22 protein-coding genes are annotated in these 24,875 nt (G+C 33.0%); 6 read left to right on the top strand and 16 right to left on the bottom strand.

Annotation, left to right across the window (positions count from 1 at the left end):
* Positions 1-48: 48 nt before the first annotated feature.
* The 4 genes from H7350_RS07135 to H7350_RS07120 form a co-directional block, all read right to left on the bottom strand.
* Positions 49-2,166 carry a mucoidy inhibitor MuiA family protein gene (locus H7350_RS07135; RefSeq protein ID WP_204345210.1) on the bottom strand — a complete coding sequence of 706 codons (2,118 nt, stop codon included), beginning with the start codon at positions 2,164-2,166 and terminating at the stop codon, positions 49-51.
* Between the two features lie 361 nt (positions 2,167-2,527).
* Positions 2,528-2,947 carry a DCC1-like thiol-disulfide oxidoreductase family protein gene (locus tag H7350_RS07130; protein WP_204345209.1) on the bottom strand — a complete coding sequence of 140 codons (420 nt, stop codon included), beginning with the start codon at positions 2,945-2,947 and terminating at the stop codon, positions 2,528-2,530.
* A gap of 133 nt (positions 2,948-3,080) precedes the next feature.
* Positions 3,081-5,243, bottom strand: a complete 2,163-nt coding sequence (locus H7350_RS07125) for an endonuclease MutS2 (protein ID WP_204345208.1) — start codon at positions 5,241-5,243, stop codon at positions 3,081-3,083.
* Positions 5,244-5,324: 81 nt separating this feature from the next.
* The gene (locus H7350_RS07120) at positions 5,325-6,200 is read right to left on the bottom strand and encodes a cupin-like domain-containing protein (RefSeq protein ID WP_204345207.1); all 876 of its coding nucleotides are present in this window, start codon (positions 6,198-6,200) and stop codon (positions 5,325-5,327) included.
* Between the two features lie 97 nt (positions 6,201-6,297).
* Here H7350_RS07120 and H7350_RS07115 point away from each other — a divergent pair, with 97 nt between their 5' ends.
* Positions 6,298-6,963 (top strand): uracil-DNA glycosylase, encoded by a 666-nt coding sequence (locus H7350_RS07115; protein WP_204345206.1) that lies wholly within the window; start codon positions 6,298-6,300, stop codon positions 6,961-6,963.
* Positions 6,964-6,966: 3 nt separating this feature from the next.
* Here H7350_RS07115 and H7350_RS07110 read toward each other — a convergent pair whose 3' ends face one another.
* The 6 genes from H7350_RS07110 to H7350_RS07085 all read right to left on the bottom strand — a co-directional run bounded on the left by H7350_RS07110 (position 6,967) and on the right by H7350_RS07085 (position 11,384).
* Positions 6,967-7,161, bottom strand: a complete 195-nt coding sequence (locus H7350_RS07110; RefSeq protein ID WP_204345205.1) for a hypothetical protein — start codon at positions 7,159-7,161, stop codon at positions 6,967-6,969.
* A 179-nt stretch (positions 7,162-7,340) separates the two neighbouring features.
* Positions 7,341-8,198: a substrate-binding domain-containing protein gene (locus tag H7350_RS07105; protein ID WP_204345204.1), complete on the bottom strand. Its 858-nt coding sequence runs from the start codon at positions 8,196-8,198 to the stop codon at positions 7,341-7,343.
* 17 nt (positions 8,199-8,215) lie between these two features.
* Positions 8,216-9,091, bottom strand: a complete 876-nt coding sequence (locus H7350_RS07100) for a nucleoside phosphorylase (protein WP_204345203.1) — start codon at positions 9,089-9,091, stop codon at positions 8,216-8,218.
* Positions 9,081-10,028: a DUF1835 domain-containing protein gene (locus H7350_RS07095; RefSeq protein ID WP_204345202.1), complete on the bottom strand. Its 948-nt coding sequence runs from the start codon at positions 10,026-10,028 to the stop codon at positions 9,081-9,083. Before H7350_RS07095 ends, H7350_RS07100 begins: the two co-directional genes overlap by 11 nt.
* Positions 10,029-10,361: a translation initiation factor gene (locus H7350_RS07090; protein ID WP_204345201.1), complete on the bottom strand. Its 333-nt coding sequence runs from the start codon at positions 10,359-10,361 to the stop codon at positions 10,029-10,031.
* Between the two features lie 75 nt (positions 10,362-10,436).
* Positions 10,437-11,384 (bottom strand): isopenicillin N synthase family dioxygenase, encoded by a 948-nt coding sequence (locus tag H7350_RS07085; protein WP_204345200.1) that lies wholly within the window; start codon positions 11,382-11,384, stop codon positions 10,437-10,439.
* A 153-nt stretch (positions 11,385-11,537) separates the two neighbouring features.
* On the opposite strand from H7350_RS07085, the gene H7350_RS07080 reads away from it, so the two are divergent.
* Positions 11,538-13,538, top strand: coding sequence for an alpha-ketoacid dehydrogenase subunit alpha/beta (locus H7350_RS07080; RefSeq protein ID WP_204345199.1), 2,001 nt, complete (start codon positions 11,538-11,540; stop codon positions 13,536-13,538).
* Between the two features lie 4 nt (positions 13,539-13,542).
* Complete coding sequence (locus tag H7350_RS07075; protein ID WP_204345198.1) at positions 13,543-14,046, top strand: hypothetical protein; 504 nt, start codon at positions 13,543-13,545, stop codon at positions 14,044-14,046.
* 310 nt (positions 14,047-14,356) lie between these two features.
* On the opposite strand, the gene H7350_RS07070 is transcribed toward H7350_RS07075, so the two are convergent.
* Positions 14,357-15,664 carry a dipeptidase gene (locus tag H7350_RS07070; protein WP_204345197.1) on the bottom strand — a complete coding sequence of 436 codons (1,308 nt, stop codon included), beginning with the start codon at positions 15,662-15,664 and terminating at the stop codon, positions 14,357-14,359.
* A 51-nt stretch (positions 15,665-15,715) separates the two neighbouring features.
* Between H7350_RS07070 and H7350_RS07065 the strand changes: the two genes are divergently transcribed.
* Positions 15,716-16,147: a 3D domain-containing protein gene (locus tag H7350_RS07065; protein WP_204345196.1), complete on the top strand. Its 432-nt coding sequence runs from the start codon at positions 15,716-15,718 to the stop codon at positions 16,145-16,147.
* Here H7350_RS07065 and H7350_RS07060 read toward each other — a convergent pair.
* The gene (locus H7350_RS07060) at positions 16,144-16,707 is read right to left on the bottom strand and encodes an ExbD/TolR family protein (RefSeq protein ID WP_204345195.1); all 564 of its coding nucleotides are present in this window, start codon (positions 16,705-16,707) and stop codon (positions 16,144-16,146) included. The two genes, H7350_RS07065 and H7350_RS07060, sit on opposite strands and share 4 nt — an antisense overlap.
* Positions 16,708-17,409: 702 nt before the next feature.
* On the opposite strand from H7350_RS07060, the gene H7350_RS07055 reads away from it, so the two are divergent.
* Both H7350_RS07055 and H7350_RS07050 read left to right on the top strand, forming a co-directional pair.
* A complete protein-coding gene (locus H7350_RS07055; RefSeq protein WP_204345194.1) occupies positions 17,410-18,924 on the top strand; it encodes a DEAD/DEAH box helicase in 1,515 nt (504 codons plus the stop codon).
* Positions 18,925-19,008: 84 nt separating this feature from the next.
* Positions 19,009-19,737 carry a hypothetical protein gene (locus H7350_RS07050; RefSeq protein ID WP_204345193.1) on the top strand — a complete coding sequence of 243 codons (729 nt, stop codon included), beginning with the start codon at positions 19,009-19,011 and terminating at the stop codon, positions 19,735-19,737.
* Here H7350_RS07050 and H7350_RS07045 read toward each other — a convergent pair.
* Genes H7350_RS07045 through H7350_RS07030 form a run of 4 tightly spaced genes read right to left on the bottom strand, consistent with a single transcriptional unit; the run spans position 19,734 to position 24,849 of the window.
* Entirely contained in the window at positions 19,734-21,137 is a 1,404-nt protein-coding gene (locus tag H7350_RS07045; RefSeq protein ID WP_204345192.1) for a TolC family protein, read from the bottom strand. The genes H7350_RS07050 and H7350_RS07045 overlap by 4 nt on opposite strands.
* Positions 21,138-21,146: 9 nt before the next feature.
* A complete protein-coding gene (locus tag H7350_RS07040; RefSeq protein WP_204345191.1) occupies positions 21,147-22,502 on the bottom strand; it encodes an HlyD family secretion protein in 1,356 nt (451 codons plus the stop codon).
* An 11-nt stretch (positions 22,503-22,513) separates the two neighbouring features.
* Positions 22,514-24,172 carry a peptidase domain-containing ABC transporter gene (locus tag H7350_RS07035; protein ID WP_204345190.1) on the bottom strand — a complete coding sequence of 553 codons (1,659 nt, stop codon included), beginning with the start codon at positions 24,170-24,172 and terminating at the stop codon, positions 22,514-22,516.
* Positions 24,169-24,849, bottom strand: coding sequence for a TetR/AcrR family transcriptional regulator (locus H7350_RS07030; protein ID WP_204345189.1), 681 nt, complete (start codon positions 24,847-24,849; stop codon positions 24,169-24,171). Before H7350_RS07030 ends, H7350_RS07035 begins: the two co-directional genes overlap by 4 nt.
* Between the last annotated feature and the right edge of the window lie 26 nt (positions 24,850-24,875).

Raw genomic sequence — 24,875 nt, 5'->3', positions numbered from 1 at the left:
GGCTCAAGATGAATGTTTGGCTTTAAGGCTTTGATATTTCTTATAGTATTACAAGTTAACTCGTTTATACTTAGGATATTTTACTGTGTATGAAAACTTATGAACCTCTTTATCATTAGCAGGTAAATTTAGTTTCCAGGTCAAAATCCCCTTCTTATCATCATAATCTGATGATCCGGTTTCTATATCATCAATTTTAATGCCTTTGTTTTGACTTATCGGAATTCTATCATATAACACTACATCTATTGCTGAGGACTTGTTGTTTTTTAGCTCAATGTCATACTGTTTAGCAATGACTTTATTACTTCCAATAAATGCATTTCTTTTATAGTCTTTAGGTTGTGTACGCTTTACAACGACGTTTGGGTCAACACCTAATGAAATGGTAAGCTCGTTAGTTGTGCTATACGGATTTATATGTGTTTTTCCAGAATAGCTGCCTTCAAAATAGACATTAGCTTCCGCTGGTAAAAGGTTGTATTGTTCCCAGTTTTTAATTTTGGTTGTTAAAAACACATTTTCATTTAAAACAGGAGCAGCAAAATAAGAATACGTAGCTGGTACCGTATAATTTTCTATTTCGATTACAGTAACATCTCCATTATTTGGAATAGAATATGCCTTTTTTATTTCAAAGCGCGTATTAGTAATGCCGTCTTCTATAAGATCGCCTTTAGAAGTGAAATTATCTGTTTTGGTTTCTATAAGAACAACGCCATATCGACCTCTGTTTCCATAAATTGCTGTAGATTCTAAATCTTTTAACACTTCAACAGATGCAATCATTTCTTCATTTAAATAGCGATAGTCCTCTTCATCTGCGATTATACCATCTATGATAAATAAAGGTGGTTGATTTCCTGACAGTGTACTAACACCTCTGAGATTAATATTACTGCTTCCGTTCGCAGATGCTATCTTTAAGCCTGCAACCTGTCCTTTTAAAGTTTGTGTGAAGCTAGCATTGGGTCGCTTAGCTGTGCCCTGTGCAGTAACAACAACCTGATCTAAAACAGAAGCGTCTTCTAATAATTCGACATTCATAATGCTAGAATGGATAGGTAGTGTTTCGGAAGTCATTCCAACATATGAAAACACTAGTTCTTGTCCGCCAGTAGTCTGAAGCGTATAATGACCATCAAAATCAGTTGATGTTCCGTTAGTTCTTCCTTTTTCAACAATATTAACACCTGGTAGCGGTAAACCATCAATGGAGGAAGTTACAATTCCTGATATCGTTTTGACAGATGGGTTGTACTTATAATTATATCGTTTCGTTGCATTTTTAGACCTGTAATTACTATATGAACTTATAAAATTGAGATATTTTGGTTTGACTTCAGGTTTTACATTGTTGGTATTTGGGTCGCTTGTAGATAATGTTAATTTTATATCGTCCCAATCATTTCCTGTATTTTGGTAGACATGAGCTTTATAAGAAAGTTCTAAAGGTTGGTTTATTTTGTCAGCTTTAATGTCATAAATAGGAAACCAGCCAGCATTGTATACATTATACTTAATATTCAGGTTTAAGTCTGTTGCACGATTAGTATTCAGTTTGATTTTAATTTCTCCTGTTTGAACTTTTTCAGTAACATTAAGTTCTCTGAGTTGCTTTTCTAAATCTGAAATATCAGAATTAAAGCCAGATATGGCCTTACTAGATTGGTGTATCAGTGATTTAATTTCGGTTATTCTAGTTCTGTAATAGGAAGAAAACTTTTTAAGTTCTTCTAAGTTAACAACTTTAGCTGTTGTTCCTAAAGCTCTGTTTTGAGTGATAAGATAAGATTCTTCTTCATAGCCTGAAATTAGATGTCTTTCAGTTTGTATAAGATCATTTAAAGTGTTGATTTGCTTTTGAATGGTCTCAACATCTTCTGAAGTGTCTTGCTTTAACAAGTAATTGATACCATAGTTAATAGATAGAATCGTAGCATTTTCTAAGCCCGATATCTGTATGCTGCTTTCTTGAATGTTGGGTGATAATTTATCAAAAACAAATTCACTGGTTCCAGCAGGAAGCTTAATTTCTGCAGTTCTATTTATTTGAGCACCACTTAGGTAAACGGTTACATCTTCTAAATGGGTAACCGTGTTATTTTTAGTTTTAGCAAGACTAATGGTTGATATTAAAATTAGTAAAAGGGTAAATTGTTTCATGATAAGTTAATTTAGTTTACCATAAAACTAGCTTTCTTATCAATGTTATAAAATTGGGTTTGAGCAAAGACTCATTTTTATTGAGTAAACTTATACCTTGAATTAGTCTTCTAAAAATAATTTGGAATGCATCTAATAGATGTTTTTTGCAAGTCCTGTTTTTTGAACAATTTTTTTAGGGTTTATATCGATGTTTTTGCTCAATTAGTATGTGTAGCAGTAAATTTATACTATAAATAATGTGCTATTAATCAATAATCTATAATTAGATAATCCCTCTTGATTAAAAATTATTTAGAGTTAAATTAGTTTTAATTAGTTGTTAATTATTAAAGTCCTTTTTTCCCAAAAGGACTTTTTTTTATTCTAAAAATTTCGATTTCAGTTCTGGAGTAGGAATCATACAGGCTTCTTTCTTTCCATACCATCTATAGCGATTTTTCGCTACATAATCATAAACCCAATTTCTTATAAACGTTGGGATGATAAAGAAAACGACAATCATATTTCTAGGGAAACCTAAATGTTTTGCAATTTTTAATGCTGCAGATGATTTTACCGATAAGCCATTTTCATTAGAATACAGTAATATAGAATCGGTTTTAGAGGTGTCAATATTATATGATTCGATGATGTGCTGACCTGCATTACTTTGCAAAGGTGCAAACATAAAGCGATTTGTCTTATCGTGTTTAATTACATACAAGACTGATGAATTGCATAAGTTGCAAACACCATCAAAAAGTATTAATTGTTTATGTTTTGGTAAGGCTTCTAACACATTGCAAAGATACGACAACCAATTATAAGGTGTTTAAAAATTGAGTTAAATCCTTAGAGTGTAAGTCGGTTGAAAATGTTTTATGGTGTGTAATGAGAAACTAAGCGTTAATTAGCTAAGCGGTTTTGGCTGGTTATTTGCGTTCTACTAATTCTAATAAATCTAAGCTTACATTGGTCGTAAACAGGCCATAGTTTACTATAGCTTTGTTTTTTTCAATTTTATCAATGCTTCCAATAGCTCTGCCATCATGCATTCTCACACGATCACCAACTTTTAAAATAGGTTTTGGTTTTTCAACGGGAATGTTTTTTTTCTTTTCAGCTTTTTTCTTCTTCCTGATGACTTCAACTTTCTTTTCGGCTTCTTTTTTTATTTGAGTTTCTTTAGCTTTTTGAGCTCTTTTTTGTTTTGCTGAAACTTTTTTGCGCTTAGAGTTTTCTATTTGAACAAGTTTGAACAATTCAGCCATTAACTCACGCTTCTTCTTATTATCAAAGTATTTTTCTGAAATATCATTAAACTTTTGTCCGAGATATATTAAGCGCTGATTGGTATCATAAAGTTCCTGAAAGTTTTCTAATTTCTTTTGAACTTTTGCATTGACTTCTTCGAGTTTATCTGCTTCAGATTGTTTTTTCTTTTCGTTTTCTTTGAGAGAACGCTCCGTTTTTTCGAGCTTACTGCGTTCTTTCTGAAGTTTAGCAATCGTAGCATCAAAGCGTACTTTACCACGTTCAATTTTCTTTTTGGCACGATTGATAAGGCTGTACGGAATTCCGTTTTTTTGCGCCACCTCAAATGTAAACGAACTACCTGCCTGGCCTAAAATTAGTTTGAACATAGGTTCTAGACTCTTTTCGTCAAACATCATATTAGCATTTTGCATATATGGTAATTCGTTTGCCAATACTTTTAAGTTAGAGTAGTGGGTTGTAATAATTCCGTAAGCTTCACGATGGTAAAATTCTTCCAAAAATGTTTCTGCCAGAGCTCCACCTAATTCTGGGTCGCTTCCTGTACCAAATTCATCGATGAGAAATAAGGTGTTTTTGTTACATTTCCGAAGAAAAAAGTTCATTTGCTTCAATCGGTAACTATAGGTGCTTAAATGATTTTCTATAGACTGATTGTCACCTATGTCACTAATAATACGATCAAACAGACAGATATTACTTTTCTCATGAACAGGAATTAATAAGCCGCTTTGGAGCATCACCTGTAATAAGCCAATAGTTTTGAGAGTGATACTTTTTCCACCAGCATTTGGTCCAGATATAACAATGATTCGGTTCTCTGGGTGTAAAACAATAGACTGCGGAAATGTTTTTTTGCCTTCAGCTTTGTTTGATACATAAAGCAAAGGATGATAAGCATCTTTGGCCTCATAGAATTTTTCATCATTGATCTTCGGAAGTATTGCATTTATAGATTGTGCATACTTAGCTTTGGCATAAATGACATCCAACTGTATTAAAAACTCCTGATAGTTTTGTAATAGTGTAGCATATGGTCTTACGTATTCAGTGAGATGTCTTAAGATTTTATCTATCTCTTCACTTTCATCAAACTCTAAATTGTTGAGTTCTCGCGCATACTGAAACGTTTGTTCAGGTTGAATGTAAACAATACTTCCCGTTTTACTGCTTCCCATGATACTGCCTTTGACTTTACGTCTGTACATGGCTTTGACTGCAAGCACACGCTTATTTTCTACAACAGATTCTCTAATATCATCGAGGTAATCGAGATTGTGGTATGTATGTAGTGCCGATGAAAAACTCTGATTTATTTTTCCTCTGACTGAATTGATAGACTGACGCAGTTGAAAAAGCGTATCTGATGCATTGTCTTTAATATCACCAAAACGATCAATAATAGCATCAATTTCAGTAACGATATGTGTTACGATTTCTAAATTTGCAGCCAATTTATATAATGACGGATAGTATTCTTCAAACTTTTTAAGGAACTTTAAAATATCACTTACTGTAAGTGTAATTGATGCAATTTTTTTAAAACTCTTGGTTTCTAAATATGAATTTTCAATATTTAAAAGCTTGATTTCTTTAGTGATAGGTTCAAATCCGTGATTAGGAATTCGATTATCATTATAAAATGATGCTACATATTCATTTGTAAAGTCGAGCGATTGTATAATCGATTCACGAGTAGTAAAAGGCTTAATTTTTAAAGCCTCGACTCTACCTAAATCAGTAATACAAAGTTCTGACACTTGTTGTAACACAGTGTAAAACTCAATATCCTGTAATGTTTTTTCGTGAATATTAATCATTGCTAATCACCCTCAAATCGGTAAGGTTTGCAAAGGTACTTATTAATGATTTAGAAATAAAATGTTTTGACTGATTGTCATTTAGCGTTTTACGCGATTGCCATTGTCATCTATGTAATGACAAACACAGTTTTTCGGACTATATAAACCAACGCTGTGTAATTTACGTTTAATGAGTTCGGTCGATTTCATTTTAAAATTATCAATAGGAGTGAAGCCAAAATTGTTTGAACTAATTGATACGTCCAATCCATAAACACAATGCCACCAGGTTTGAGGAATGAATAACATTTCTCCTGGGTGAATTATAGTATACATGACATTGGCATTTTTAAAGTTAGGATGCTTTTTCTCGTCAAAATTTTCCATATTAACATCACTTAACCTTGAGCCAGGCTCATATTTATCACTCGGATACATATGGTCTTTACTTTCTTTAGGATTTACGAGTAGCACAAGTTTTCTACCTTCAATGAGCGCTAAAATATTATTAGCTAATCTATCGGTGTGCCAGCCAGTAATGGTGCCTGGAGGTCCAATCCACAGTGACGTTGAATTACGAATCGTATTGTTGGAGATCAATGAGAAGTCAACATGTTCTAATAATTCTGGAAACATTTTTGCAATAGGCATATTTCCTAAATAGGTATCGGTATTGGCACTTCTGATTTCATTTAAATAATCCTGAAACGCACCAAATTCCCAGTTAGTATCGTTTTGACGTATATTACCTTTGTACATATAGGTTTCTTTGTCTTTACCTATCTTTTCAAAGTAGTCAAGTGACCATAGCTCCATCGCTTTCCAGTGCGACATCATATTGGTCATTTTAACCGGAGTATTTTTCTTGATATGGTTATTGTAGAAATCGTCATGAGAAATTTTCTCAATAGAATTTATTTCTTTAAGATCCTTATTTAGAATACCTTGTACTCTTTCTAAAATTGTGTCTACCATGTCTTATAGATATTGTAATGGCTAATATACTATATTTGATATTACAAATTTATGACATATTTCATAATTTAGATAATAAGAATTTTTTTTAGATAAAATGAAGGTAAACATACATAAAAGCTGGGAAGAAAAACTAAATCAAGAATTTGATAAGCCCTATTTTAAGGATTTAATCGGGTTTGTGAAAAGCGAGTATGCTTCTACAAAATGTTTTCCTCCTGGACCTAAAATTTTTTCTGCCTTTGACCTTTGTACTTTTGATGATGTCAAAGTGGTAATTATCGGTCAGGATCCTTATCATGGGATCGGACAAGCTAATGGTTTGTGTTTTTCGGTAGCTGACGGAATTACTCATCCACCATCATTAATCAATATTTTTAAAGAAATAGAAACAGATACGGGAATCGCTTATCCGCAATCTGGAAATTTAGAACGTTGGGCGAAACAAGGCGTGTTATTACTTAATGCAACTTTAACGGTTAGAGCACATGAGGCTGGAAGCCATCAAAATAAAGGTTGGGAACAATTTACAGATAAAGTTATAGAGCTGATAAGTGATAAAAAGAAAGATATTGTGTTTTTACTTTGGGGCGGATTTGCAAAAAAGAAAGCAAAATTGATTGATATTCAGCAACATGATATATTAACTTCAGGGCATCCATCACCTTTAAGTGCAAACAGAGGGTATTGGTTTGGTAATAAGCATTTTAGTAAAACAAATGCAATATTGAAGTCTAAAGCGAAAAAAGAAATTAACTGGTAAATACTAACTTCCGGTAGGAGCTAACTGGTTTGTAGCAAGTCGTTCAGTAGGTTTAACAACTTTAACAGATTTAGGTTTTGTGATTATTAACTGGTTTTGAGCTGCTGTTTTCTTAGTTACTTTGTTGCAGCTAAATGTCAATAACAAAAAGTTTAATGCAACTAAGGATGCAAGAATTAAAGTTAATGTTATAATCATATTTTATAGTTTTAAATCAAGTAGCATAAAGATTTGGTTAGGATAAATGTAAATAAATTTTTGATAAATAGAAAGTTAACTCGTTTAAAATGCTAAAATTCTGTTAAGATGCATAAAATAAAGTGTCACTAATTTATCAATTATATAACAAATCAAGTTGGGTTTTTCCTACCTAAAAATTAATTGATTTTTCTTACGAGACTATTATAATCTACTTTTTTAGGAATAATTTCCAGATTAAATAACTTATCCTGAATTGTGTCTACAGTAGCTTTATCAATCACGCTTTGTGACCATTCGGTGAGTGACAGCCACTCTTGAACATCTTCCAGTTTTTGATCATACCTGTTGGCGATTGTTTTGTCGATACTAGGAATGTGTTTAAACTCTTGGGTTGTACCGTTAATAATGTCTAAAATAATTTTAACATCCTCTAAGTTTTGATCTAAAAAATCCTCTCTAACTGCTATAACAAAGCATGGCCAAGGTGTAGGGCAATTTCCGATACGTCTAAAAACACCATCATCTACAATAGGTTTTGTCGTAAATTTTTCCCACATAAAATAATCAGCAACACCATTAGTTAAGCCTTCAACAGCGCCATCAAGATTGCGAATAACCTCAAAATCGAGGTCTTTATCTAAATCCCATTGGTTATTTTCAGCATTGATATAAGCCATGAGGTGAGAGCCAGATCCGTAACGACTAATAGCGGCTTTTGTACCTTTTAAATCTGATATGGTTTGATATTTCGAATCGTTAGCCACATGAATTCCCCAGATTAATGGTGATTGCACAAAGGTTTGAATTATTTTAGTTGGATTACCATCAATAATATCTTTAATAACACCTTCGGTAAGTATAACAGCAATATCAATTTCACCTTCTCTAAGTGCTTTGTTCATGGCTCCAGTGCCTCCAAAATAATCTTTCCAACGTAAATTTATACCTTGCTCTTTGTATTCGCCGTTTTTTAATGTGAGATACCAAGCAAGATTAAAATGTTCTGGGACGCCTCCTATGTTTATTCGTTTCAATATGATGTACTTAAAAATTAATCTAAATCTACAATTTTATCCAAAGTGTAAATGATGAGATTGTCAACAGTTTGTTTTGGATTACTACTAAATTGTCCGGTCGCTCTATTAGCAATGATAGCATTCATGGATAGGGCACGATGACCAAGTAAACTTGAAATGCCGTAAATACCAGCAGTTTCCATTTCGAGGTTAGTAATTGGTTTTCCTTGATAATTAAAGTTGGCCAGCTTGTCATTCAATTCATTATCCTGAATCCCTAAACGTAGTATTCTGCCTTGCGGACCATAAAAACCAACGTTCGTAGCTGTAAATCCGGTGATTGTTTTTTCGCTGGATAAATGTTGAAGTAATTGATCACTACATTTCACTACATACGGATCAGATTTTTTGTCATACCAATCGGTTTGCACTTTTAAAGCTTCGGAAATTTCAAAATACTGAACATCTGTACTATTATAAAAATGTAGTAAACTATCAAATCCAGCAGCATATTCACTAATCACAAAAGCATCAATAGGAATATGTTTTTGAATAGAACCTGAGGTTCCAATTCGAATAATATCTAGTGATGTTAACTCTGGTTTAATTTCTCTTTTTTCTAAGTCAATATTAACTAAAGCGTCTAACTCATTAAATACGATATCAATGTTGTCTGTACCAATTCCTGTAGAAATAACAGTTAGGCGTTTGCCTTTATAGACACCAGTTTGGGTATGAAACTCACGTTTGTGTGTTTTGAAATCGACGCGATCAAAATGTTTTGTAACACTAGAAACACGATCGGGATCACCAACTGTTATGATGGTATTTGCAATATGTTCTGGACGTAAATTGAGGTGATAAACACTTCCGTCAGGATTTAAAATTAATTCTGATGCTTTAATTGGCATGAACAGCTGTTTTAATAAGTTTATTTTGTTGTTTGTCAAATTTGTAATCCAGACAACTTACACCTCCATAATGAATAGTATTATTCATTTCCTTTTGATAATTATGCTGGTGTTCTAAGGCTAAATGACCTTTTCTATTGAGTTTTAAGCTATTGTCTTCTTCGGTAAAAAATATAGATAATAAATCGATCACACGTTCCAGTTGTAAATCTCCATAACCATAATAACCTTGGTAATGTAGCGTGTAGCCAACAAGATGCCGTCTGGATGTAATATTATTTTCTTTTACGAGTTTTAATATGTTGTATTCTAATGTGCTAATTCCACTTCGAGTATCTGGAAAACGTTTAATATGAGCTTTCAAACAATTGCTCAGGTATTTAAAAGAAGAAGGTCTTGTAATAAGCGGCATTAATAAATTATGATCTTTACTACAATAAATTCTCCAAATGCGTTTGGCCAGTGCAATATCATCTATGGTTAACTTTACTTTATCTTTGTAATGTGCTTCTAATTGTTTAGGCTTTAATTCACCTAGAGCTTTTAAACCTTTCTCGCCTTCAACTCGTCCGCTGCATACCAGATAAATAGGAAGGTAAATTCCTCTTTGTTCCAGCAAGCTTATAACGGCTACCATGTTGATGTGACAAAACAAATCATATTCAAACCAAAGAATTATTTCAGTATAATCTTTGATGTTTTCTAATTTATTGAGTTCGCTCATGATTTCTTTTCGACTCAATGAGATATCATAAAATGACTTAAAAAAGGCCTTTCGTGTTTTGATAAACGCTTCAGAGGCGATGTGTTCTACAGTAGGGCCAACACAAAGTGTTTCTTGCCATGTCACTGTATTCGAATCATTTGAAATGCCTAATTTAAACAAGTAGTTTGTTAAACTAGTACCATTTGAGATATGTAAAGCTTTTGATTCCATTTAACCACCAACACGTTTAACATTAAACCCTTTATCTAGTAAAATCTGCATGATTTTATCTCTATAATCACCTTGAATAATGATTTTGTCATCTTTAAAACTACCTCCAACACTAAGTTTTTGCTTTAATTCTTTAGCTAGTTTTTTAAAGTCCTCATCTGCTCCCGTATAACCTTCAAGTATAGTTATGGGTTTACCTTTACGCTTTTCATATTTGCATAATATAGGGTCATCCTGTAGCCAAAGCCCTTTATCTTTCGATGTTTTTTCTTCGGAAATATCCTCGGAAACATGATCAGGAAAGAGATTTTTTAGTTGATCTTGTAAATCCATAAACAAATTATAAATGTCTGTTAGCGTTTTTCTGAAGCATTGTTAAGATTCCTAAGAGACGCTCTTGAGACAGATTTACTTCTTTAAACCAAGTTCAATTAAACGCTCATTTAAGAACTCACCAGCAGTAATGTCATCAAACTTTTTAGGGTTATTTTCGTCAATACAACCCTCTAAAACATTAAGCTTCATTTCACTTATTGGATGCATAAAAAATGGTATTGAATATCGTGAAGTTCCCCAAAGTTCTCTTGGCGGATTTACAACACGATGAATCGTTGACTTAAGTTTGTTGTTAGTATGTCTGGATAACATATCTCCAACATTAATCATCAATTCATCAGGCTCGGCAATGGCATCAATCCATTCACCTTTATGATTCTGAACTTGTAAACCTCTACCTTGAGCACCCATTAATAAAGTGATCAGATTGATGTCACCGTGAGCAGCTGCACGTACAGCATTTTCAGGTTCTTCTAAAATAGGTGGATAATGGATTGGTCTTAAAATTGAATTCCCATTATGGATATAGTTATCAAAATACGTTTCTTCTAAATCTAAAAATAAAGCCAAAGCTCGTAAAACATACTTTGCTGTTTTTTCAAGCATTTGATAGGTCTCTTTTCCTATTTTATTAAATTCTGGAAGCTCTTTAACTTCAACATTTTCAGGATATTCCTTAGCACGTTCTGGATCGTCCTCTACATATTGTCCGAAATGCCAGAATTCTTTTAAATCACCTTCCTTTTTTCCTTTAGCACTTTCTTTTCCAAAAGACACATAGCCTCGTTGACCACCAATACCTTCAATTTCATAGCTACGCTTAGTCTCTACTGGTAAGTCAAAAAAGTTTTTAACCTCTTTGTATAAATTATCAACGAGTTCATCATCTAAAAAATGTCCTTTAAGCGCTACAAAGCCAATGTCTTCGTATGCTTTTCCTATTTCATCAATAAATTTTTGTTTTCTATTTGCATCTCCAGAAATAAAATCCTGAAGGTTTACACTTGGTATTCTATTCATTATATCATAAATTTATTAGCTGTTCAATATAACAAAAATAGCGAAAATACTGCTAAAATCACAGATTAGAATCTCACTTAAAAAAAATGAACTAAGCCTTCATAAACGTCAATTTTTATTTACATTTGATTAACTAACGCAATTTATATAATAATGTTGACCTCATCCAAGAGTCTGATAGCCTACGACAAAAAAAATCTAGACGATAAAACACTGTTACAACTGTACAAAAACATGCTCAAACCTCGCATGATAGAAGAGAAGATGCTCATTCTACTGCGACAAGGTAAGATCTCAAAATGGTTTTCTGGTATAGGTCAAGAAGCAATATCTGTAGGTGTTACAATGGCAATGCATAAGGATGAATATATCTTACCTATGCATAGAAACCTCGGTGTTTTTACAACACGTGAAATTCCTTTACATCGTCTATTTAGTCAGTGGCAAGGTAAAGCTAATGGGTTTACTAAAGGTCGTGACCGCTCATTTCATTTTGGAACCCAAGAATTTAATATCGTTGGAATGATATCACATCTCGGACCACAATTAGGTGTCGCAGATGGTATCGCTTTGGCGAGTCTTTTAAAAAACAAAAAGCAAGTCACAACTGTATTTACAGGTGAAGGAGGAACAAGTGAAGGTGATTTTCACGAGGCTTTAAATGTCGCATCTGTATGGCAATTGCCTGTGATGTTTTGTATTGAAAATAATGGTTATGGATTATCTACGCCAACGAATGAGCAATACCATTGTAAAGATTTAGCCGATCGTGGCAAAGGTTATGGTATGGAGTCTTTTGTTCTCGATGGTAATAATATTATTGAAGTTTATACGAAAATGCAAAAGCTTGCAGCTAGTATTCGCAAGCGACCGCGACCAATTTTAATTGAATTCAAAACGTTTAGAATGCGTGGTCATGAAGAGGCTAGTGGCACAAAGTATGTGCCTAAAGCGCTCATGCAAGAATGGGCAAAAAAAGATCCTTTGGAAAATTTTCAAGCCTATCTTAAAGAACAACGCATCCTGAGTGAAAAACAAGAAGTTGCGATTAAAGATGCCATTACACTTGAAATTAACGAGCATTTGCAAATGGCTTTTGATGAAGCTCCTATAGTTCCAAATGTAGAAACCGAATTAAATGATGTTTATAAGAGCTTTGATTTTAAAGCGATAAAGCCTGATTCTAAAACTGCTGAACTCAGACTTATTGATGCAATTTCTCAAGGTTTAAAACAAGCTATGGAAAAGCATGATGACCTGGTTATTATGGGGCAGGATATTGCAGAGTATGGTGGTGTATTTAAGATTACTGAAGGTTTTGTAAATCAGTTTGGTAAAGCACGTGTTAGAAACACACCTATATGCGAGTCTGCTATTGTAGAAGCTGCAATGGGATTATCTATAGCAGGTATGAAAGCTGTTATGGAAATGCAATTTGCCGATTTTGTAACATCAGGGTTTAATCCTGTAGTCAATTATCTTGCTAAATCGCATTATCGTTGGAATCAACAAGCAGATGTGGTTATTAGAATGCCTTGTGGAGGAGGTGTGGCCGCAGGACCATTTCATTCGCAAACCAATGAAGCCTGGTTTACAAAAACTCCAGGACTAAAAGTCGTTTATCCTGCATTTCCTTATGATGCTAAAGGCTTATTGACAACAGCTATTGAAGATCCAAATCCGGTATTATTCTTTGAGCATAAAGCACTGTATCGTAGTATTCGACAAGATGTGCCTTTAGAGTATTATACACTTCCAATAGGTGAAGCTTCGGTTTTAAGGGAAGGGACAGCGGTTACTGTTATTTCTTATGGTGCAGGAGTACACTGGGCATTGGAAACTCTTGATGCTAATGAATCTATTAGTGCCGATTTGATTGATTTGAGAAGTCTGCAGCCTTTAGATACTGAAACCATTTTTGCCTCTGTAAAGAAAACTAATAGAGTTATCATTTTACAAGAAGATTCCTTATTTGGTGGGATTGCCAGTGATCTTTCAGCATTGATAATGGAACACTGCTTTGAATATTTAGACGCTCCGGTAAAACGTGTTGCTAGTATGGAAACACCAATTCCTTTTGTTGATCAATTAGAAGAGCAATACATGGCTAAAGGACGTTTTGAAGAAGCCTTGAAAGCGGTTTTAGCATATTAAATTCATGAAAGACTCTAAGCCAATTTTTTATAAAGCACTCATAGCGTGCGTGTTGATTGTTGGTTTCGGAATTTATATAGCACTAAGAGGGACAAAGGCTAAAACTGAGTTTGAAAGTGTTACTGGAAAAATCGACTATTTTGATACAATCTTTCAAGAGATTACTTACAGGAATAAAGGGAACCACCGCTTTATTCATATAGAGGATTATCCTATTGTATTTGATGTTTTTGTAGGTAAAGAAACCGGAGATTTTAGTCCGAAATTTGAACAATTAGATCAATTACGTATTGGTGATGAAATTACTGTTTATCATGATGATAAAACACCTCTTCAGTTGCATAGTGATTTGAGGTTTAATAAAACAGTGCAGTTTATAGATAAAGATAATGTCGCTTATTTTATTAGAGGTAATAAAGATAAATATGGCGGCTATGCACTTATAGGTTTAGGCTTTATGTTTGTTGTCGCACTGTTGATTCTTAAACGTTTGGGTAAAATTAAATAAGTAATGGCTAAATCATCTAACTCAAATAAAGGTTTTCAATTTGCTATAATAACTCTTGTAAGTTTTTTGCTATTTCTAGTCTTTCAATTATTAGCAGCAAATAATTCTATTTCAGTTGATATATATAGTAATGTCAGTAGTTTTTTAATAATTTTAATCATAACAACATCCATTCTGGGTTTTACTTTTAGCATTAAGGGTTTGAAAGATCCTAGGTCTTTTAAGAAGGCTTTTGGTATTATTATAAATTCTATATTATGTGTTTTAGTGGTAGCTACAGTTGTGTCAAAACTTCTAGGATTCTAGCCACTTAGCTTTTTGTTGCTACAGCTTGTACTTCATCTAAAACACGCAATAAATTTCCGCTCCAGAGTTGCTCAATTTGATCTTCAGTATAGCCACGTTTTACTAATTCTAGTGTGACATTAAAAGTTTCCGAAGCATCACTCCAGCCATCAACACCGCCTCCGCCATCAAAATCACTGCTAATTCCAACATGTTTAAGTCCTATTTTCTCAACCATATAATCAATATGGTCTACAAAATCGGATACATTAACCTTAGGCGGAAAGTCTTTAATATGGCTTGCTTTTTCATCAGCTAATTTGACAATTTTTGCTCTAACGTCATAAAAAGCATTTTTGTCTGCTTCAGACAATGTTTTTGTTTCGCTCCATTCATACCATGTGGCACCTAAAGACTTGGCAATATCTTTTCGAATAGCTAAAATAGCTTCATTTCTTGTATCGTTTTTCTCCGTATTGGTATAAGCTTGAAATGCTACTGTTTGAATAACGCCTCCGTTTTCTTTCATCCACTGCAATTGTTCGTCATCTAAATTTCTGCTATGATCACACAACGCTCTTGCAGAAGAGTGCGATGCAATAATTGGAGCTTCACTTAATTCAATCATTTGCCTCATCGATTCTTTAGAAGGATGCGACACGTCAATCATAATTCCCAAACGATTCATTTCCTTAATAACTTCTTTCCCTAAGTCGCTTAGTCCATCATGCAGCCAAACATCATCCGCTTCACCTGTATTACTATCACATAATTGACTATGTCCGTTATGAGATAGTGACATATAACGAGCACCGAGATTATAGAATTTTTCAACATTAGAAATGTCAGTTCCTATTGGATAGCCATTTTCAATACCAATCATTGCTACTTTTTTTCCAGATGAGTGAATTCTTCTAACATCATTTGAGTTGAGCGCCAATTCGATTTGGTCTGGAGCAATATTTTCAACTAATTTATGAATGGCATTAAACTTAGACATAGCGTTGTCATAAGCTTTTTTATAGCCTTCATCGGTAAGCGTATCCTGACCAGTGTATACAATAAACCAAGCCACATCCAGCCCACCAGCTTTCATTTTTGGGAGATTAACCTGAGATTCTAAATTTTGTGTATAATTGATTGTGTCAGTGAAGTTTTTGACATTAATATCACAATGCGTATCTAATGTTATTACACGTTCGTGAATTGCTTTAGCACGCTGAACAAGATTTATAGAATCGTTTGTATTGATTGAATTATCAGCCGATTTAACATCATTTTTACACGAAGTGGTCATAATTAGTAGACTTAAAGAAATGTAGAAAAATTTCATAAAATTTGAATTATTTGATGCTTGTGAAGTTACAAAATCTTATATTTAAATATGTATTCTTCTATAATATATAAGCGATTTTTTCTTTTTGGATTTTGTTTGTTGCTATGTGGTTGTAAAAAAGAATTAGACTCAGCTTACGAATGGAAAACGATTGAAGTTACTGCAACAGCTTATAATTCTCTATCATATCAAACTAATTCTAATCCGAATATAACAGCCTTTGGAGATAGTTTAAAACCTGGTTTGCGCTATATTGCCGTGTCCAGAAATTTATTGCGAGAAGGATTAACTCATAATACGCTGGTGAAGATTGAAGGTTTAGAAGGCACCTATTTGGTTAAGGATAAAATGAACAAACGATGGTGGAACCGAATAGATGTTTATATGGGAACTGATGTTAAAGCTGCCAGAGAGTGGGGCAAACGCAAAGTTAACATCAGTTATAGAGTTAAAATTGAAAATGATTCGTTGAAGCGTTAATGCTTAAGTTCTGCTTCAGATAATATAAATGGATAGGCAGCTCTTACGTTTTGAAGTTCCTCTTTTGATAATTCGTTTGAAGGTTTTTTTAAAACCGTTTCAGAATACTGATTTCGCAATTCATAATACGCTTTAGTTAATTCATCTTGGACCTTGATGTAAAAATCATAACTGGTTTGCTTGTCATTAGTTAACGAAATTACTGCTGCTTTAGGATTATCTGATGATGTTTTAGATTTCAATCCATTGCAGTATCCACAAGAACCATCACCATTGTTATCAAGAAAGTTTTTGGCAATATCTTTTAAATCATTAATACTTATTCTATTATTTTCTACTAATAGTTCATCTTTTGAATTCACTTTAACTTCTAAAGTGTTTTTGTGATGAATTTCTCCTCCACAATTGATATTTGGAGGGCAAGGTGCTGGCAATTTTCGGTTAATCCCTTTGTCGTTTGGAATCATAGCAGTGACCAGAAAGAAAATAAGAAGTAAAAAGGCTATGTCTGCCATTGAACCTGCATTTACTTGAACGGATTGTCGTCTTGAAGTTTTCATAATAATAGTTTTTAAAAATGATTAATATGTTTAAGTCTCAAAAACGATACCATGATTTTTATAAATCAAAAAGACCAGCATACTTAGCGAATACTGGTCTTTATGGATTGTATATTGAAATGAAATTCAATATAAATTTTGATTGATGATAAATGTTGTGATCACTTACTGTTAACGTAACGTTTCTAAATCGTCATTTGTTGTATGTGATGTGTTGATAATTTTAGTTAAAGCTTTCATGGTAGATTGATATTTTGATTGATGAATAGTTACAGATTAATTATCTATAACGTCTTTTTTGATTCCAAGTAAAAATTTTTGTTTCTGTTGAAGTACTTGATAATTGATTGCTGTTTAATGTTCTCATGATTTTTTCGATTTTTTGATTGATAATTTTTAATAGCTATTTTATCTATAGCGTCTTTTTTTATTCCAAGTGTAAATTTTTGTTTCGGTTACTGTACTTGTTAATTGATTGTTGTTTAAAGTTCTCATAATAATTGTTTTTAATGATTGATGTTATACTAGATAGACGATGGTAATTTAAAAATGTTACAGTACTTTGTATAGCATAGTAGTAATTTAACAAATTTTAACAGTGTAGGGTAGGAATTACTTTTCATTTCTTTTTAACAATATGCTTTGTTAACCTTATAAAAGCTTAATTTTGTGAGAATTTTTTTTTCAGAAGCTATTAATTTTATGTCCGACACCCTCGAAATAACATCAAAGAAGGAAAGTAAAAAACGTCTTTATGACTATCAACTGGCTGATCTTAAACGTATTTTTGACGTTTTTGATTCAGCTCCAGATAATTATAACTTATTATATCAATTGCCAACAGGTGGTGGTAAAACTGTTATATTTTCTGAGATTGTAAGACAGTATATAAAAAAACACCAGAAAAAGGTGGTGATTTTAACGCATCGTATTGAGCTATGTAAGCAAACCTCTAAAGTACTGCATGGCTTTGGCGTTAATAATAAAATCATCAATAGTAAAGTAAAAGAGTTACCAGATCAAGACCAGTACGAATGTTTTGTTGCCATGGTAGAAACGCTTAATAACAGGCTTAACGACGGAAAATTAAACCTAGAAGATATTGGTTTAGTTATTATAGATGAGGCTCATTATAATTCGTTTAGAAAGTTGTTTAAGTTTTTTGACAACTGTTTTATTCTAGGTGTTACAGCAACTCCATTGAGTAGTAATATCAAATTACCAATGAAAGATAATTATAAAGAACTTATCGTTGGTGATAATATTTCAACTTTAATAAAAAATGGGTTTTTGGCTTCAGCAGAAATTTACAATTACGATGTTTCGCTTAATACTTTAAAGATTGGTATCAATGGGGATTACACTGTAAAGTCATCTGAAGCCTTATATACCAATGCAGCAATGCAAGGGAAACTTCTGTTTGCTTACGAAGAATTATCTAAAGGAAAAAAGACACTTATTTTTAATAATGGTATCAACACTTCAAAAGAAGTTTACTACACCTTTAAAAGAGCGGGTTATGATATTCGTCACCTTGATAATACGTCATCAAAACAAGACCGAAAGGAAATTTTAAAATGGTTTAAAAATACGCCTAATGGTATTCTAACCTCTGTGAGTATTTTAACGACTGGATTTGATGAACCATCTGTTGAATCTATTATACTCAATAGAGCAACACGTTCATTGACTTTGTATTTCCAGATGATTGGTAGAGGATCTAGAATATTTAACGATAAATCTAAATTTACGGTAATTGACTTAGGTAATAATGCTGTGCGGTTCGGACCATGGAGTCAGCCTGTAGATTGGCAACATATCTTTAAAAACCCAGATTTTTACTTAGAAAACCTACGTAATGATGAAGATATAGAACGTGAGTTTGTCTATAAAATGCCAGAATCGCTTAGAAAGCGTTTTAAGAAAAATCCTAATGATGATTTTGATATTAAAGCCGAATACAAAAAAGTCATCAGAGAAGGTCGTAAATCTATGCAAGCCATAGAAAATAGTATTGCACAACATTCTGAATTAGTGATTGCTAATAGTGAAGATGTTTTTGAAGCTAGAGAGCTGGCAAAACTACTGCATGATGATATATGTTATCGCATTAAGCAATACTGTTATTGTATTATGAACAGTACAAAAAACTATAAAGATTGGTTGTTAGAAGAGTACACACGAAAGTTGCGATTGAGTTTTAACGGAAAGTTTTAACGAAAAATTAAAATCTTTACAGCCTAAAGTCGTTACTTTTAACCTTAGGTATAGTTTTTGAGTTACTATACTAAAAAAAATGTAATGAAGACCTATTTTGTTTTTTTCATATTAGCCTTAAGCACTTTTTCTTTGTTTGCTCAGCCAGACACTGAGGAAAAGAAGTCTATTAAAATACCTGCTATAGAGACCAAGGAAAAAGACTCTACCAAAAAGCTTATTATTAAACCTAATTCTAAGATTGGTATAACCAAGCCAAAAACAAACAGTCTGGGCATTCCTACCGAAAGCAAATATTCTATTAAAAAAAAGCAAAAAGAGTTTTCAATGATAGATGACAACGGATTGCGAAATCCTGGAGAACTTTTTGAAAAACGTTTTAATAAAATCGCAGTTGAACAAGGTTTGAAGATAGAAACCATGGCAGATGTCTTTCTTGGAGACATTAGAAGTAATGGTCGCTTTGTAAATATAGTATGTCGTGATCATGAATATCCCGATGGCGATTTAGTACGTGTCTATGTTAATGGAGATATTATTGTTCCGTCATTGTTGCTAACATCAGGATATAAAGGGTTTAATGTCGACCTTAGTGTCGGAATTAATAATATTGTTTTTGAAGCCTTAAATCAAGGTGACTCTGGTCCGAATACCGCAGAGTTTTTAGTTTATGATGATAAAGGCATTCTTGTATCTTCAAAAAAATGGAATTTACTCACAGGTGTTAAAGCAACTGTGAATGTCATTAAAGATGAATTCCCTATTCAGGAAAAAACAAAAAGTACTGCTAACCCTGATCACAAAGAGAATTAAATATTGTTTAAATCCCTAGACAAGCTATTAAATAATTTGGCCTTTGTTTTTAAAAAACTATTCTGAAGTTCAATAGCTTTCAATCTAGAATCAATGAGGCTTTTTTCACGGGAATTGATTAAAAATATTGAACTCTCACCAAAACTGAATTTACGCTCTTCAGCATTGAGCATTGTGGTGTAATCTGTTACAATATCCTCAATAATCTGATTTTGAATTTCAAAGGATTCGAGTTCTCTGTAAATTGCTAATACTTTATTCTGAATTGTAATTTTTGTATTGTCTATTTCAAATTGTAAATCCTGAAGTTTTGTTTTTGCCAACCTTAAGTCGCCACGTTCTTTTCTTAAAAATAAAGGAAAAGCAATATTGAATCCGCCTTTATATTGGTTGGTATTGAAGGATCTTGCAATATCAGCTGTTTCAGTTAGAAAATTATATTGAATGTCAATTGTGGGTAATAATTTGTTAGCTTTTAAACGCTTGTCAATTTCGAGGCCTTCATATTTAAACCCTAAAGATTTCAATTTTGGATGGTTTTCAATGGTAATGTCAGACATCCCTAACCCTGAAATTTCTAAAACATCATCTATCGTATTTTCAATTAAAACATCAGGAATTACCTGAGGTTGTATTTCAACAGGGATATTATCGTTAAGCCATAGATAGGTTGAAAGTTCTAAGGAAGCTTTCATTAATTTGACTTTAGATTTTTCTAAACCCAATGTTCGATTCTTAACTATAATACCAGCTTCTACAGCATCTATATTAGCTTTATCTCCAGTTTCAACGCTTCTTTCAATACCTTTTAGGCGAATTTCTGCATTGTATAAAAATTGCTTGTATATTTCTATTTCATTATAGGCTTGAAGCCAATTAAAATAAGCTATAGACGCATCGTACAAAATTTGATTGATAAGCAATTCTCTATCTGCTTTGGCTTGCTCTGTAAAAACTTTTGCTTTTTTTAGGTCTGCCATACGCTTATTAATAAACAATCCCTGTCCGAGAGAGGCTGAAATTCCAGCACTATACAAGCCGTCTTCAGGAACAAAAGCCTGAGGGTTTAAAAAATCACCATCATTTTGTTCAAAATTTCCTTTAAGTTCTATGCCGTACCACGTCGGAATTTTAAAGGTAGCATTGAGTTGATCGTAATATTCAATGTTTTTAAACTTCTTTCGATCATTATCAATTTCGATTTTTGGGTCAAAACCACCTCTTGCTTTCATCAAATTGGCTTGACCAACTTGTAATGTTAAATTGGCTTGTTTAGCAATTGGATGATATTTTTTGACATAACCTAGATACTCACTTAATGTCAATACAATTGAATCTTGTGATTGCGCATTGAGTAATGTGGTCGTTAGAAGACAAATAATGCTAAGATATTTAATCATAATCGCTATCTATTTATTTTCAGTTTTAGCAGTTGATTTATTATTGGGTTGGTAGTAATTAGGAGGGAAGCCATTGAGTTTTCTCCACAATTCAAACCAAATTGGAACATCTTCTAATAAAGCGATAGTCATGGCTCCTGATCCAACTCTGATGGCTTCAGGCCAATTATGGTCACTTTCATCTGGAGCGAGCAGCACTCTAAATTTTCCATTATCACTAATGAAGTTTTCAATAGCTACCACTTTAGCTCCATAAGTTCCATAAGATACATTAGGCCAACCACTAAATACAATTGCAGGCCATCCATCAAATTGTACACGAACCTTTTCATCAAGATGTATTAATGGTAAGTCTATAGGGTTAACGTACATTTCTACGGCCAAATCATAATCTGCAGGCATTATTCCAACCAGGCGTTCTCCTTCTTTAAATGTTTCACCAATACCACCTTTTATCGCTTTATTGATATATCCATTTTGAGGCGCTTTTATATAGTATAAGTCATTTCGCATTTCATAACTTGTATAATCACTTTCAAGCTTGGTGACTTGTGCTTCTGCATCAAACTGACTAGACTCAGCAGTAAATTTATCGCTTTGTGCTTTTGAAATTTTATCGGCGTATTCAGCTTGTACACGATTAATTTCAACTCTGGCGTTTATCACTTCATTTTTAGCAGATAGATATTTGTTTTCCTGAGAAATGAGTTTTGCCTGTGTTTCTTGAAATTTTGAGCGCTTTTCTTCTAATTGAGTTAATGACTTTAGTCCTTCATCATAAAGTTTTTGTATGGCTCCAATTTGTCTTTCGGCAATACTTAAATTAATTTTTACTGCCTCTAAATCGATGCTGTCACTTTTTACTTTGAGTTTGGCTTGAAGCAATTTGTTTTCGGCTTGCTCTAATTTTAGTTTTCGTTCTCTGACTAAAGCACCAATTTGATTATTTAGGGCTTCTACTTTAGATCCGTAAGACGTTGCTGACGCTTCTTTTGCTTTAATTTGTTTACCTGTTCGATTCACTAAATTCGGATCGAAGTATTCATTTTTTATTTCAGAAATAAACAAAATTGTATCTCCTTTTTTAACATAATCTCCTTCACGAACATACCATTTTTCAATTCGTCCAGGAATTGGTGATTGAATGGTTTGTGGTCGCTGATCAGGTGTTAATGTAGTTACATTTCCACGACTGTTTATGTTTTGAGTCCATGGCAAAAACATCACAATAATCACAGTTATTGCAAAAGCAATTAAAAAACGGTTAAAATGCTTGAAATGTCTTCTGTGAAACACTTTTTGTACCGATTTGTATTTTGATAAGTCAACTTTTTTGTTGAGTTTATTATGAGAGATATTAAGCATATTCGTATAATTTATTTGATTTGTCCATCCTCTAAATTGATGATTCTAGAACAGTTCTTTCTCCAGTCCATATTATAGCTTACCACAACTAAAGCCCATGGGTTATTTTTATCAGATAGATAAGTCATGATACTTTGTGCTTCTTTAGTTTCAAATTGATTTAAAGGGTCTTTTAGAAGTAAAAGTTTAGGCTTCTTTAAAATACTTCTTGCCAATACAATTTTTTTAGTCACTGTTGAAGATAAGCGCTGACCTTCAGGATAGAGCATGGTTCTCAGGCCGAGAGGCTGGGATTTTACAAAATCTACCAGCTTGGTTTTTTCAAGAACAACCTTAATATCATCATCTGTTATCGATGTATCTCCAAACGTAAGATTCTCTCTAATCGTGCCTTCAAAAGGTGATTCTTCTGGTAATGATTGTCCGATAAAAGCTCTGTAATTATTGAGTTTTATTCCGCTAAGCGCAATATCATTTACATAAACGTTACCCGAAGAAGGTAAGAATATGCCAGCAATAACTTTTAATAAACTTGTTTTACCAGACCCATGAGAACCATGAATTAAAATTCTATCATTTGGTTCAATGGTTAATGAGATATCTTTTAAAATGGGATCAGGTTTGTCGGGTACGGAATAGCTTACCTTATCTAATTCTATTTTGATCGTTCTATTTTCAGAATCTATAGTATCACCTTCTTGAGGCTCTAACTCTTTATCAACAACTTGCCCTAATTTTTCAATTGAAGTTAGTACATCATAAAACGATTCTAAGCCTAGAATTAATTTTTCTACTGAGTTGATGACTAAAAGGATAATAATTTCTGCAGCAACAAATTGCCCGATATTCATTTGTTGACTGAGGACTAAAAACCCACCAATAACAAGCAATCCGGCTGTGACTAACACTTTAAAGCCAATTAATTTTAAAAACTGCTGAACCAAAACTCTAAAATGACTTTCTCTGGCATCAAGATATTCAGAAACCAAATGATCATTTTTGTCAAGAGCTAAACTTGTTTTTCCTGATAATTTAAAACTTAAAATCGATCGTGCTACCTCTTGTAGCCAATGTGCTACTTTATATTTTTGCTTAGACTCATCCAGACTGGTGTCTAAACCTTTTTGAGCTGAAAATTTGAAAACCACATAAATTAAAAGGATTAATAAAATACCATAAATAATAAAAAACGGATGATAAAATGAAAGTAATAATAAGCCCAAAATAATTTGAAGCAAAGCCGCAGGGAAATCAATCAAAATCTTTGCTAAACCCTTTTGTACATTGAGCGTATCAAAAAAGCGATTGGCTAATTCAGGCGGATAATAGTGACGTAATTCATCCATTTTTATTTTTGGAAAGCGATATGCAAATTCAAATGATGATCTTGTAAAAATTTTTTGCTGAACATTTTCAATAATTCGCATTTGCATCAATTGTAAACTACCGGCAAAGGCGACTCCCAGAGTTACTAAGACGACCAATACAATCCAAGAACTACTTATTTGTGCACCTTGTATGAGGTTTATTATAGCTTGAATCCCTAAGGGAAGTGATAAATTTACTAATCCAGCAAAAATTGCATAATAAAACACTTGCCTGATGTCTTTTCGATCTAATTTTAATAAACCTATCAAGCGTTGCCATGAGGTTAGAATTGTTTTTGTCATTTGGTAGGGCTTAAAACGTTAAATACTAAATGCGTGAAATAATCTGAAGGTTTTGTTTGCTCATTACAATCGGTTAATGATTTAAAATGATCTTTCAAAAAATGCTGATGTAAAGCACCTTCTAAAACAGTACTGGCTAAACTATGCGGAAATTTATAGGTGCTATCTACCTCTATGATAACATCATGTAAACGTGTTATTAATCGTTTGTAAATAGCGAAGTAGCCATCTTTATTTTCTTCATCAACTTCTTTCGTGAGATATGATTTAGAGTACTCATTGATGACGACACGATTTAATGCAACTTCATCTATATGAGAAAAAGTAGAATCAGACTCTATAGTTCGCGTTAGTATATTAATGGCTTTTTCTAGTTTTTCTTTTGGATCAGCGATGTTAGTTGTCGAAAACACTAATTGATATTCTAACCAAGCCCAGTACCATGAGGCTAGGTATAGAAGTAATTTATGCTTACTATCAAAGTAGCGATATATAGAACTTTCATTAGACCCTATGAGTTGTCCTAACTTCTTGAAGGTAAAACTGTCAAAGCCAATATCATCAATGAGAAATATACTGTTTTTTATGATCCGTTTGCCTAAATCAGACGATTGAGGATCTTTTAAATAGATATTTTCATTAATATCAATTCTTAAATTTGAAAGTAATGTTTTCATTAAAATAGTATTTACACGCAAAGATA

It is taken from the genome of Psychroserpens algicola (assembly GCF_014526325.1).
In the GTDB taxonomy this organism is placed as follows: Bacteria; Bacteroidota; Bacteroidia; order Flavobacteriales; family Flavobacteriaceae; genus Psychroserpens; species Psychroserpens algicola.
Note: the sequence above shows the minus strand (reverse complement) of the source record. Positions and strands in the feature narration are given on the sequence as shown.